Consider the following 12,699-nt stretch of genomic DNA (forward strand, 5'->3'; position numbering starts at 1 on the left):
ATGGAGAAGGCAGGTAGCCATTGCAACGCTGCAGACCCATCGGGTCGTGCCTTCAAGGGCTTTCGGCAAGGGTTTCGCGGGTGCTCTGCAGCGTCTTGTCGACAACTGGAAAAGCAGCGCGAAGAGGGTCTTGCCCCGAGTTATGGCGGCTGGCGACTGCTGGCAAGCTTAACTCAAATCAAGAAATGACCAAGCCGTAGCGAGTTGATGCGACGTTGCGTCGCACCTGCGGCGGGTTGGCAGGAGGCGGGTTGGTAGAGGGGTTGGCGACAGCACGCTGTCGCCAATCTTGCGTAAAGGGTTACTCGGCTCGCTGTTGCCCCTGGCTCAGGCTCAGCACATAGGCGGCCAGCAGGTGCACCTTGTCGTTACCCAGGTACTGCTCCTGGGCCGGCATCTGACCGTTACGGCCGTGGCGGATGGTCTGCTGCATCTGCACCAGGCTGCTGCCGTAGATCCAGCCGGCGGACTTGGTCAGGTCGGGCGCGCCGAGCATGGCCATGCCTTTGCCTTCTGCACCGTGGCAGGCCTGGCAATTGCTGGCGAATATCTGCGCACCCTGCTGCAGGTCGAAGGACTTGTCGGCAGGCAGTGGCAGGCCGGCCAGATCATGGCGCACGTAAGCCGCCACCTGTTGCACGCCTTCCTCGCCAATCGCCTGGCCCCACGCCGGCATCATGCCCATGCGGCCATTGAGGATGCTGGCCTTGATCGCGGCAGGCTCGCCGCCCCAGCGCCAATGGTTGTCGGTCAGGTTGGGGAAGCCCGCCGCACCCTTGGCATCGGAGCCATGGCAAACCGAGCAGTAGGTGGCGAACATGCGGCCGCCCATTTTCAGCGCCTGCGGGTCTTTAGCCACCTCTTCCAGGGGCATGGCCGCATATTTGGCGAAGATCGGTCCGTACAGCTCATCGGCCTGATCCACTTCGCGTTGCCACTGGGCAACCTGGGTCCAGCCATCTTCGTAGCCCGGCAGCACACCTTTCCAGTTACCCAGGCCGGGGTAGAGCACCAGGTAGCCGACGGAAAAGATTAGCGTGCCGATGAACAACATGAACCACCACTTGGGCAGGGGATTGTCATATTCCTCGATGCCATCGAAGGAGTGACCCATGGTCTGCTCGGTCTCGCTCTTGTGCGTTTCGCTCTTGCGGGTCGCGAAAATCAGCCAGAACAGGGCGAGCAGGGTGCCAACGGTCAGCAGGGTTACATACCAGCTCCAGAAGGTACTCATGGGGTGTTGCTCCTCGATGCAGCAGACATGGGTTCATCGGCAAAAGGCAGCAGCGCGGCCTCGTCGAACGCGGCGCGACGCTTGCTGCTGTAAGCCCAGAGCGTCACGCAGACGAAGGACAGCAGTACCAGTGCCGTACCTATGCCGCGAATAGTGCCGATATCAATGGTTGCGAATGACATGGCCTACCTCTTGTTCTTGACGGCAGTGCCGAGCACTTGCAGGTAGGCGACCATGGCATCCATCTCGCTTTTGCCCTTGACCGCCTCGGCGGCGCCGGCGATGTCCTCGTCGCTGTAAGGCACGCCAACCGTGCGCAGCGCCTTGAACTTGGCGGCGGTGTCCTTGCCATCCAGGGTGTTGTCCACCAGCCACGGGTAGGACGGCATCTTCGATTCCGGCACCACGTTGCGCGGGTTGTACAGGTGGGCACGGTGCCACTCGTCCGAGTAGCGGCCGCCGACCCGGGCCAGATCCGGCCCGGTGCGCTTGGAACCCCAGAGGAAGGGGTGGTCGTAGACGCTTTCACCGGCGACCGAGTAGTGGCCGTAACGCTCGGTTTCGGCACGGAACGGGCGGATCATCTGCGAATGGCAGCCGACGCAGCCTTCGCGGATGTAGATGTCGCGGCCTTCCAGTTGCAGTGCGGTGTAGGGCTTGAGGCCGGCCACCGGCTCATTGGTGACGTCTTGGAAGAACAGCGGGACGATCTGGGTCAGGCCGCCGATGCTGACGGCGAGCACCATCATCAGGGCCATCAGGCCGATATTCTTCTCGAGTATTTCGTGTCTCATCAGTGGGCTCCTTCAACCGAATACTGTGCAGCGGCTTCCAGTTCGGCGGCCTTGGCATGACGCACGGTCTGCCAGACGTTCCAGGCCATCACCAGCATGCCGCTGAAGAAGATCGCGCCGCCAATCAGCCGCACCAGAAAGCCGGGGTGGCTGGCTTCCAAGGCTTCGACGAAGGAGTAGGTGAGGGTGCCGTCTTCGTTGACTGCACGCCACATCAGGCCCTGGGCGATGCCGTTGACCCACATCGAGGCGATATAGAGCACGGTGCCGATGGTGGCCAGCCAGAAATGCACGTTGATCAGGCCGATGCTGTGCATCTCGGCGCGGCCGAAAACCTTGGGAATCAAGTGATAGAGCGAACCGATCGAGACCATGGCCACCCAGCCGAGGGCGCCGGCATGGACGTGGCCGATGGTCCAGTCGGTGTAGTGCGAGAGCGCGTTGACGGTCTTGATCGCCATCATCGGGCCTTCGAAGGTGGACATGCCATAGAAGGCCAGGGACACCACCAAGAAGCGCAGGATCGGGTCGGTGCGCAACTTATGCCAGGCGCCCGAGAGGGTCATCATGCCGTTGATCATGCCGCCCCAACTCGGTGCCAGCAGAATCAGCGACATCACCATGCCCAGGCTCTGGGCCCAGTCCGGCAGCGCGGTGTAGTGCAGGTGGTGCGGGCCGGCCCAGATGTACACGGCAATCAGCGCCCAGAAGTGCACGATCGACAGGCGATAGGAATACACCGGACGCTGGGCCTGCTTGGGCACGAAGTAGTACATCATGCCGAGGAAGCCGGCGGTCAGGAAGAAGCCCACCGCGTTGTGCCCGTACCACCACTGGATCATCGCATCGGTCGCCCCGGCATAGGCCGAGTAGGACTTGGTCAAGGTCACCGGAATGGCCATGTTGTTGACCAGGTGCAGGATGGCCACGGTGAGGATGAAACCGCCGAAGAACCAGTTGCCCACATAGATGTGGCTGACCTTGCGTTTCATGATCGTGCCGAAAAACACGATGGCATAGCTGACCCAGACCAGGGTGATCAGAATGTCGATCGGCCATTCCAGTTCCGCGTATTCCTTGGAGCTGGTGTAGCCAAGCGGCAGACTGATGGCCGCCAGCAGGATTACCGCCTGCCAACCCCAGAAGGTGAAGGCCGCCAGCTTGGGCGCGAACAGGGTAGCCTGGGAGGTGCGTTGCACCGCGTAGTAGCTGGTGGCAAACAGCGCACAACCGCCGAAGGCGAAGATCACTGCGTTGGTGTGCAACGGGCGCAGGCGACCGAAGCTGGTCCAGGGTAGGTCGAAGTTGAGCGCGGGCCAGGCTAGTTGCGAGGCGATCAGTACGCCGACCGCCATCCCGACTATGCCCCACACCACCGTCATGATGGCGAACTGGCGCACCACCTTGTAGTTGTAGGCGGAACTGATTGTAGTGTTCATGTCTGGGTTTCCATCCACGGTTATGGGCAGATCATTCAAAACAGTTGGCCTCGCGCGAGCGTGAGCGGTGACGCAGGCCGAAGGACTTCTAAAGCGAGGTAAGCATGGGCAAAGGGCAAAGTGCCGGTATTGACCCGGGTCAATGCGCACAGCCGCCGGGGCGAGACGAGTGGCTGTGGAATCGGCCTGTCGCGGCGACGCAAGCCACCTTGGTATTCGCCCATGGCGCCGGCGCGCCAATGGACAGCGAATTCATGACGCAGATGGCGGAAATGCTGGCCGCACGCGGGGTTTCGGTGCTGCGCTTCGAGTTCGACTACATGGCCGCACGTCGCCTGGATGGCAAGAAACGCCCCCCAAATCCACAGGCCAAACTGCTGGAAACGTGGCGCGGGGTGTATGCCCAGGTGCGCCAACAAGTCGCAGGGCCGCTGGCCATCGGCGGCAAGTCGATGGGCGGACGCATGGCCAGCTTGCTCGCCGACGAACTGGGCGCCGCGGCGCTGGTCTGCCTGGGTTATCCGTTCTATGCCGTTGGCAAACCGGACAAGCCCCGCATCGCGCACCTGGCCGAACTGCACACGCCGACCCTGATCGTCCAGGGCGAACGCGACGCCCTGGGCGACCGGCAGACGGTGGCCGGTTATCAATTGTCCACGGCGATAACGCTGCACTGGCTGGCGAGTGGTGACCACGACCTCAAACCGCTCAAGCGCTCAGGCTTCAGTCACGAACAGCATATGCAGGCCGCGGCGGATGCGCTGGCAGGGTTTCTGGTGCGCTAAGGGCGCCAGCCAGGCTGGCAGTTGATCAGGGGCGACGGTCAAGCCTGGCGGGTTCTTGAATGGCTGCGTCGGGCGCTTTCGCAGCCGTGCCCGGTCGGACTACCAGCCACAGGGCGATGGCGATCAAGACACCGCCATACAGGTAGGCCCAGGACAGCGGTTCATCGAGGAGCAGGGCGCCCCACAACACGCCGAACGGCGGGATCAGGAAGGTGGTGGTCGATGCCTTGATCGGGCCGATATCGGTCAGCAGGCGGAAGTACAACACGTAGGCGAAGGCCGTGCAGATGAGCCCCAGACCGGCCAGGGACAGCCACACCTCGAGGCCGCCCCAGCTGGCTGGCGGTTGCCCGATCAAGCTGCCGGCGAACAGGGGCAGGAGGAACAGGCTGGCACCGCAGAGGCTGCTGAACGCGGTCAGGCGATTGTCCAGGCCGCCTTGTTGGCCGATCCAGCGCCGGGTGAGAAAGCCGGCAAAACCATAGCAGGTGGTGGCGATCAGGCAGGCAGCGGCGCCGAGCAGCAGTTGCTGATCAACTTCGACTGGACCGGTCCGGGTCAACACGGCGACACCAAACAAGCCCAGCGCCACCCCCGCGGCCTTGCTCAACGTCAGCGCCTCGGCGAAGAACAGCATGCCGATCAACACGCCCATCATCGGCGTGGTGGCGTTGAAAATCGCCGAGTAACCGGCTGGCAGCACCAGCGCCGCCAGGCAATACATGGCCGATGGCAGGCCCGCATTGATCACGCCAAGCACCAGGCATTGCTTGAGCTTGCCGCGAAAGTCCCACTGCACCCGCATGATCAGCAGAATCGCGAGCAGGCCGAGGGCGCCCAGGCTGGCGCGAAAAAAGGCGGTCGGCATGCTGCCGAGCACGGGGGCAATGATGCGCATGAACAGAAAGCTCGCGCCCCAGATGGCGGCGAGCACCAACAGGCGCAACAGGTCGGCGAGGCGCACGAGCCACTCCAAATCGATTCGGGGCGAGCAGTGTTGCCGGGCATGCCGGGCAAGGCAATGCGAAAGTGGCTTTTAAATGGCCAGGTATCCGTTCACTGTTGATCCAGACCGCGACCTTGTAGGGCTCGCAACAGTTAACGGGTGCAGAGTCTTTCAATTGGCACGAACGCCAATGTTTCGCAGTTTGCGACCTTTGCCGGCTTTTCCTCGGTGTCACCACTGGCTAAGCTCGGCAGTCCGTACAAGTCGCTTCATTTGTCACTAGGGGTTTACCCATGCCGCAGCAATGGCCCGCCAGCGCTATCGCCACGCTTATTCTTGACGGTTTCGACGATTATCGTGAGCAGTTCCGTCAGATCACCAACGGGGCCCGGGTGCGCTTCGAGCAGGCGCAGTGGCAGGAAATCCAGCGCGCCGCGGCCGCCCGGATCGCCCTTTATGAAGAATTCGTCAGCGAAGTCAGTCAGCGCCTGCATGCGGCCTATCCGTCCGAGGTGCTGCTGGATGTGGCGCAGTGGCCGCTGGTCAAGTCGGCCTACATCACCTTGATCGACGTGCGTTGCGACGACGAGCTGGCGGAAACCTGGTTCAACTCGATCTTCTGCGGGCTGTTCAGCCATGATCAGATCAACGATGGCTGCATGTTCATTCACACCACGCGTCCGGCGCTACGCGCCAATACCCCAGAGCCGCTAACCCGGGTTTATCACCCCCAGGGCAATATCGAACGGGCGCTGCGGCAGATCTTCGAGGACTACCGGTTCGAAGTGGCTTACGAAAACTCCGAGCGAGATCTGCAGCGCCTGGTCAAGCAGATGCGCGAAAACCTGCCGGACTGGGTGTGCAAGGATCCGGAACTGAGCATCGAGCTGTTCTCCTCGCGGCTGTATCGCAACAAGGGTGCTTATCTGGTCGGGCGGATCAATACCTGTGACGAACAATGGCCGCTGGTGATTCCGTTTCTGCACCGGGAAGGTCAGGGGATCCAGATCGATACGCTGATTACCGATGAAGCGGAGGTGTCGATCATCTTCTCCTTCACCCGTTCCTATTTCATGGTGCGGGTCGGCTACCCGGCGGAGTTCGTCGGCTTTCTCAAACGCATCCTGCCGGGCAAGCATGTCGCCGAGCTGTACACCTCGATCGGCTTCTACAAGCAGGGCAAGTCGGAGTTCTACCGCGCCCTGATCAATCACCTGGCCAGCACCGACGACAAGTTCGTCATGGCGCCCGGGGTGCGCGGCATGGTCATGAGCGTATTCACCCTGACCGGCTTCAATACCGTGTTCAAGATCATCAAGGATCGTTTCGCGCCGTCGAAGAACGTCGATCGCGCCACTGTGATCGAGAAATACCGCTTGGTAAAAGCCGTCGACCGGGTCGGTCGCATGGCCGATACCCAGGAGTTCGCCGATTTCCGCTTCCCGCTCAGCAAGTTCGAGCCGCAGTGTCTGGCCGAGTTGCTGGAGGTGGCGCCGTCGACCGTCGAGGTCGACGGCGATACCGTGCTGGTGCGTCACTGCTGGACCGAGCGGCGTATGACTCCGCTGAACCTGTATGTCGAAAATGCCAGCGAAGCCCAGGTGCGCGAAGCGCTCGACGATTACGGCCTGGCGATCAAGCAGTTGGCCGCCGCCAATATCTTCCCCGGCGACATGCTGCTGAAGAACTTTGGCGTCACCCGCCACGGCCGGGTGGTGTTCTACGATTACGACGAAATCTGCTTCCTTACCGAGGTCAATTTCCGGCATATCCCGCCGCCGCGCTACCCGGAGGATGAGATGGCCTCCGAGCCCTGGTATTCCGTGGCGCCGCTGGACGTATTTCCCGAGGAGTTCCCGCCTTTCCTGTTCGCCGATATGAAGCAGCGTCGCTTGTTCAGCCAATTGCACGGTGAACTGTATGACGCCGATTACTGGAAAAGCCTGCAGGACGCGATTCGCGCCGGTAAGGTGATCGACGTGTTTCCGTACCGACGTAGAACCGAGCAGGTCGAGTAGGGCTGGCCCGGGTCAACGAGGCCGCTGCCACTGGTTGCGTGCCTTGGCCGACAGCCGGTCATGTTCAGGGCTGTTTGATTTGCATCAAGCGTCTGCAAGTGCGCTGGGTTAATCTACTCTGACAGAAGGTGCTCTCGAGCGCCTTGTCGAAGTCCTTGGCAGGAGGGAATGCCATGATCGCCAAGTTGCATAACGCCTTACACGACCTGCTGGTTGCCCTGGGTTTGCTTGATCGGCCGAAACTGCAACCTGTGCCGGTGCGTGATGACGACCAGCGCCGCCCTCAAGCGCCGCGCCGACGCCGCTGATATGTCAGGTTGCCAAGGATGGGCTTTAGCTCACCCAGCGCATTGACCGGCAACCGCCATTCATCGGCAGCACACATTGAGCTGGTCCACAGCCAAGCTAAGTCAGTTGTGGGTGGTCGGTGAACCACCCTGCGATCAACTCGCGCATGCGTTCACCGGAAAAGCTCGGGAAGTGCCCGCCATGTACGGTGCGTACCGGTAGTTGGCGAAGCCGCGCGAGGCTCTTCGCGTAACCCTGCAGATTCGAGTGATAGATATTCTCAACCAGCGGCCCGTCGTAGAGGATGTCGCCGGAAAACAACGTCTGCGTCGCCGCCTCCCACAGGCTGATCCCGCCGGGTGAATGACCCGGGGTATGCAGCACCTGCAATACCCGGTCGCCCAACTCCAGCACATCACCGTCCTCGATCAATCGCGTTGCGGGCGCAGCCCTGACCCGGTACTCGGCGTAGCACAGCGGGCAATCCGGATGCGCCTCGAACATGTCGTCGCCGACGAAGTCCCTGGCCAGGGTATTGGTTCCGGTCGGCGCGGCGAGGATTTCCGCTTCGGCGGGATGCACCAGGCGTTCGGCGAACTCGTGATGGCGGGCGATATGGTCGAAGTGGGTATGACTGGCCACCGCCAGCAATGGCCGCTCGGTGAGCCAGGGCAATTGCTCGCGCAGGCTGACCAGGCCGGAGCCGGAGTCGATCAATGCGTCCCGGTCACGTCCTCGCACATGCCACAGGTTGCAGCGGTAGAAGGGCCGTATGTAGGGCTCGTGGATCAGTGCGACGCCATCCTGCAGGTGACGCACCTCGAACCAGCTGTCGCGGCTGACGATTTTCATCCTGGATGCTCCGTGTGGCGCGTACTGGTGGGCTGAGGCCCACCTAAGTATCAGGCCATCTGCGTCCGCGGTACCAGCACCCAGCGGCGCAGCACTGCCAGTTACGCCCTCGGGTACGCCCTGAGGTCGTGCGTTCACGGGTGGAACGGTGGTGCCTCCAGGATTTCGATCAGCAGCGGCCGATCCATCGGGGCGCTGCGCAGCAGCTCGGCCAGGTGCGCGTGGTCGCGGGCGCGCTCGGCCATGCAGCCAAAGCCGCGGGCCAGGGCGATAAAGTCCGGGGTGTAGATGTCCACGCCGAGCGGGGTGATGTCGCGTTTCTGCATATAACGCTTGATCTCGCCGTAGCCGCTGTTGTTCCACAGCAGCACGATGATGCCGACCCCTGCTTCCACCGCGCTGGCCAGCTCCGGCAAGGTGAACTGGATGCCGCCGTCGCCCATCAGGCTGATCACTGGTCGGCCCGGTTCGGCCAGTTTGGCGCCGATCGCCGCCGGCAGGCCGTAACCCAGGGTGCCGTAGCCGGTGGAGGCGTTGAACCAGCGCCGCGCGCCGTCCAGCTCGACCAGGTGGTTGCCGCTGTACACGGTCTGGGTCGAGTCGCCGACGAAACGCGCCTCGGGCAGCGTTTCCAGTAGCGTGTCGAACAGCTGGCGATAATGCGCCCAGCCGCTGAAGTCCTCGGCCAACTGCGCCTGCACGGCGGCGGTGCGCAGGGCGCCGGAGCTGCTGGCGCGTAGCTCGGCGGGATTCAGCTCGGCCATCAGCATGCGCATGGCCAGGCGCGCATCGCCCTGGATCGCCAGGCTCGGGGTGAAGTTGCGCTGTAGCTGCTGGGAATCGATGTCGATGCGGATCAGTTGGCCGCCCAGCTGGAAGTTGCCGTCGAACACCACGTCGTAGTCGGTCTCGCCCAGCTCGGTGCCGATCGCCAGCACCACGTCGGCCTGCAGGGCCAACTGGCGCACCGGCAGCAGCGACTGGTTGCTGCCGAGCAACAGCGGGTGATTCGGTGGCAGCAGCCCCTTGGCATTGATGGTCAGGGCGGTAGGCGCATCCAGGGCCACGGCCAGGGCACGGGCCTCGGCTTGCGCGCTGACACAGCCGCCACCGAGCAGCAGCAGCGGGCGCTTGGCATTCTTCAGCATGGCCGCCGCTTCGCGGATCAGCGCGCGATTGGGCGACGGGCGCTGGATGCTCGGCCGTGGCGCCAGCTGCATGTGCGCGGCCGGCGCGGTGATGATGTCCAGCGGCAGTTCGATGTGCACCGGGCGCGGCCGTTCGCCCTCGAACACGGCGAAGGCGCGGGCCAGCACGCCGGGCAGCTCCTCGACGCTCATCAGGGTATGGCTGAAGGCAGTGACGCCAGCGGTCAGTGCGCGCTGGTTAGGCAGTTCGTGCAGATAGCCCTTGCCCAGGCCGAGGCGATTACGCTGGTTGACGCTGGAAATCACCAGCATCGGGATCGAGTCGGCATAGGCCTGGGCCATGGCGGTGAGGATATTGGTCATGCCCGGCCCGGTGATGATGAAGCACACCCCCGGCCTGCCCGAGACGCGGGCATAGCCGTCGGCCATGAAGCCGGCACCCTGCTCGTGACGCGGGGTGATGTGGCGGATGCCGCTGTGCGGCAGGCCGCGATAGAGCTCGACGGTGTGTACGCCGGGAATGCCGAACACGGTGTCGACGCCCCAGGCTTCGAGCTGTTTGACGAGAAATTCGCCGCAGGTGGTCATGTCATCGAGTCCTGTGCTGTCGTTGTAGGAGCGCGAGGTTTTGTCGCAGCCTTTCAGCCGACGATCCAGTGCGCCATCAGCGCAATGATCGGCAGGGTGATCAGGGTGCGGATGATAAAGATCGCGAACAGTTCGAGCAGGTTCAGCGGCAGCTTGGCCTTGATGATCAGCACGCCGACTTCCGACATGTAGATCAACTGGGTCAGTGACACGCAGGCCACCACGAAGCGGGTCAGCTCGCTCTCGATGCCCTTGCCCAGCACCGCCGGCAGGAACATGTCGGCGAAGCCCACCAGCATGGCCGGCGCGGCCTTGGCGGCTTCCGGCAGTTGCAGCAGTTCCAGCAGCGGCACTATGGGGTAGGACAGCCAGTTGAAGATCGGTGTGTACTCGGCAATCGCCAGGGAAACGGTGCCGATCGCCATCACCAGCGGCAGCAGGCCGAGCCAGATATCCACCACGTTATGCACGCCGACCTTGAGCATCTGCGCCGGCGAAGGGTTGTTGTTGGCACGGTTGACCGCCTGCAGCACGCCCCAGCGCAGCAGCGAGCTGCCAGTAGGGACGTCTTCCTTGATCTGCTTGCCGACGCCGGGCATGTAGTCGTCCTTCTTCCACGACAGCGGCGGGATGCGCGGGGTGATGATGGCGGCGGCCAGGCCGGCCACCACCACCGTCAGGTAGAAGGGCACGAACAGATGGTCGAGGTTCATGAAATTGGTGATCAGCAGGCTGAAGGCGATCGAGGCGACGGAAAAATTGGTGGCGATCACCGCCGCTTCCCGGGCGCTGTAGAAACCCTTCTGGTACTGCTGGGCGGTGATCAGCACGCCGACGGTGCCGGAGCCGAGCCAGGAGGCGATGGCGTCGATGGCCGAGCGACCGGGCAGGCCGAAGACCTTGCGGAACACATTGCGCACCAGGGTGCCGCAGAACTCCATCAGGCCGAAGTCGGTGAGCAGCGGCAGGATCAGCCCGGCCACCAGGAAGAAGGTGATCAGCACCGGGGCCAGGTCTTTCAATACCACGCCGCCGGTGTTGGCGTTCCAGATCCACTCCGGGCCGAACTGCCAGAAGGTCATGGTCGCAAAGACAGCGCCGAGCAGGCGCAGGCCAAGCCAGAATGGGGGCAGGTTGAACAGCTCGTTGAGCGCGTGGCGCTGGGTGAGCCAGCGCGGCTTGAGGGCCGAGCCGAGCAGGCCGAGGGCAGCGGAGAACAGCAGCAGGCCGGTGGCGATGGCCGGCAGCCAGGCACTCAGCGAGGTTTTCAGGGCATCGGCCATCACGCCGAGGCCGATGGTGACCTTGCCGTCGTAGACGATCGGGGTGAGAAACAACAGGACGCCGAGCAGCGAGGGGATCAGGAAGATCAGCAGCTGGCGCAGGTTGTAGGATTTATCCGCCGGCGGTTGGTCGTCCAGCAGGGGCATGGCTTGTTCAGAGTTCATCTTGGCACCCTATTTTATTGTTGTAGTGCGCGGGCACCGCACGCGGTGCCCGTTCAGTAAAAAAGCCGGGTCCGCTTCAGCGGTGCTGGACACCCGGCAATACGCAGAGCATTTCGTAGAGCAGATTGGCCCCGAGCAACGAGGTGTTGCCGCTGGTGTCGTAGGGCGGCGAGACCTCGACCAGGTCGCCGCCGATCAGCTGCAGGCCCTGGCAACCGCGAATGATCTCGATCGCCTGGATGGTGGTCAGGCCGCCGATTTCCGGAGTGCCGGTGCCCGGCGCCCAGGCCGGGTCGATACCGTCGATGTCGAACGACAGGTAGACCGGGCCGCCGTCGACCTTGGCGCGCACCTCCGCCATCAGCGGGGCCAGGGACTTGTGCCAGCACTCCTCGGCCTGGACCACCCGGAAGCCCTGCTTGCGGCTCCAGTTGAAGTCCTCGGCGGTGTAGCCCTGGGCGCGCAGGCCTATCTGCACCACGCGGTCGCAGTCGAGCAGGTCTTCCTCGACGGCGCGGCGGAAGGTGGTGCCGTGGGCGATTTTCTCGCCGAACATATGATCGTTGACATCGGCATGGGCGTCGATATGCACCAGGCCGACCTCGCCATGCTTCTTCTTCAACGCGCGCAGGATCGGCAGGGTGATGGTGTGGTCGCCGCCAAGGGTCAGCGGGATGATCCCGTGTTCGAGGACGTTGTCGTAGAACGCCTCGATGATGCGTACCGCCTCCAGCATGTTGAAGGTATTGATCGGCACATCGCCGATGTCGGCCACGTTCAGCGAGTCGAAGGGGGCGGCGCCGGTGGCCATGTTGTAAGGGCGGATCATCACCGACTGGGCGCGGATTTCACGCGGGCCGAAGCGGGTGCCGGAACGCAGCGAGGTGCCGATGTCGAGTGGTACGCCGATGAAGCCGACATCGAGCTCGCGCTGCTCGGCGGACGTCTGGATATGTGGCAGGCGCATCATGGTGGCTATGCCGCCGAAACGGGGCATCTCATTGCCGCCCAGGGGCTGGTGCAGAATCTTGTCCATGGGAAGGCCTCACGGTTGTTGTGGTTGTACTAGTCGTTGGCCCGGATTGTTGGGCAAGGCGCCGTGGAGAAAAATCGCTATGGGCAAAAACTTAGTTCAGAGATTTCTAAACTAAGAGGCTCT

General features: G+C 63.0%; 12 protein-coding genes. 3 read left to right on the plus strand and 9 right to left on the minus strand.

Annotation, left to right across the window (positions count from 1 at the left end):
* Positions 1–301 precede the first annotated feature (301 nt).
* The 4 genes from ccoP to ccoN are packed head-to-tail and all read right to left on the minus strand — an operon-like array spanning position 302 to position 3,467.
* Positions 302–1,234, minus strand: a complete 933-nt coding sequence (gene ccoP / locus G9C89_RS08575; RefSeq protein WP_172147428.1) for a cytochrome-c oxidase, cbb3-type subunit III — start codon at positions 1,232–1,234, stop codon at positions 302–304.
* A complete protein-coding gene (locus G9C89_RS08580) occupies positions 1,231–1,401 on the minus strand; it encodes a cbb3-type cytochrome oxidase subunit 3 (protein WP_172147528.1) in 171 nt (56 codons plus the stop codon). The genes ccoP and G9C89_RS08580 overlap by 4 nt, the downstream gene beginning before the upstream one ends.
* 18 nt (positions 1,402–1,419) lie before the next feature.
* Complete coding sequence (ccoO, locus tag G9C89_RS08585) at positions 1,420–2,028, minus strand: cytochrome-c oxidase, cbb3-type subunit II (protein WP_172147439.1); 609 nt, start codon at positions 2,026–2,028, stop codon at positions 1,420–1,422.
* On the minus strand, positions 2,028–3,467 hold the full coding sequence (ccoN, locus tag G9C89_RS08590; protein ID WP_172147441.1) for a cytochrome-c oxidase, cbb3-type subunit I: 1,440 nt from the start codon (positions 3,465–3,467) through the stop codon (positions 2,028–2,030). The genes ccoO and ccoN overlap by 1 nt, the downstream gene beginning before the upstream one ends.
* A gap of 104 nt (positions 3,468–3,571) precedes the next feature.
* Here ccoN and G9C89_RS08595 point away from each other — a divergent pair, with 104 nt between their 5' ends.
* Entirely contained in the window at positions 3,572–4,252 is a 681-nt protein-coding gene (locus G9C89_RS08595) for an alpha/beta family hydrolase (protein WP_172147443.1), read from the plus strand.
* Between the two features lie 25 nt (positions 4,253–4,277).
* Here G9C89_RS08595 and G9C89_RS08600 read toward each other — a convergent pair whose 3' ends face one another.
* Positions 4,278–5,216: a DMT family transporter gene (locus tag G9C89_RS08600; RefSeq protein ID WP_172147444.1), complete on the minus strand. Its 939-nt coding sequence runs from the start codon at positions 5,214–5,216 to the stop codon at positions 4,278–4,280.
* Between the two features lie 275 nt (positions 5,217–5,491).
* Between G9C89_RS08600 and aceK the strand changes: the two genes are divergently transcribed.
* Positions 5,492–7,216, plus strand: coding sequence for a bifunctional isocitrate dehydrogenase kinase/phosphatase (gene aceK, locus G9C89_RS08605; protein ID WP_172147445.1), 1,725 nt, complete (start codon positions 5,492–5,494; stop codon positions 7,214–7,216).
* Positions 7,217–7,389: 173 nt separating this feature from the next.
* Entirely contained in the window at positions 7,390–7,524 is a 135-nt protein-coding gene (locus G9C89_RS25190; RefSeq protein ID WP_256573147.1) for a PA1414 family protein, read from the plus strand.
* A gap of 97 nt (positions 7,525–7,621) precedes the next feature.
* Here the strand turns inward: G9C89_RS25190 and G9C89_RS08610 are convergent, their stop codons facing one another.
* The 4 genes from G9C89_RS08610 to speB form a co-directional block, all read right to left on the minus strand.
* Positions 7,622–8,356 carry an MBL fold metallo-hydrolase gene (locus tag G9C89_RS08610; protein ID WP_172147446.1) on the minus strand — a complete coding sequence of 245 codons (735 nt, stop codon included), beginning with the start codon at positions 8,354–8,356 and terminating at the stop codon, positions 7,622–7,624.
* 134 nt (positions 8,357–8,490) lie between these two features.
* The gene (locus G9C89_RS08615; RefSeq protein WP_172147447.1) at positions 8,491–10,092 is read right to left on the minus strand and encodes a 5-guanidino-2-oxopentanoate decarboxylase; all 1,602 of its coding nucleotides are present in this window, start codon (positions 10,090–10,092) and stop codon (positions 8,491–8,493) included.
* A gap of 53 nt (positions 10,093–10,145) precedes the next feature.
* Positions 10,146–11,540, minus strand: coding sequence for a YjiH family protein (locus G9C89_RS08620; protein ID WP_172147448.1), 1,395 nt, complete (start codon positions 11,538–11,540; stop codon positions 10,146–10,148).
* 76 nt (positions 11,541–11,616) lie between these two features.
* A complete protein-coding gene (speB, locus tag G9C89_RS08625) occupies positions 11,617–12,576 on the minus strand; it encodes an agmatinase (protein WP_172147449.1) in 960 nt (319 codons plus the stop codon).
* Positions 12,577–12,699 lie beyond the last annotated feature (123 nt).

Origin of the sequence: Pseudomonas tumuqii, assembly GCF_013184545.1 — a bacterium.
Taxonomy (GTDB): Bacteria; Pseudomonadota; Gammaproteobacteria; order Pseudomonadales; family Pseudomonadaceae; genus Aquipseudomonas; species Aquipseudomonas tumuqii.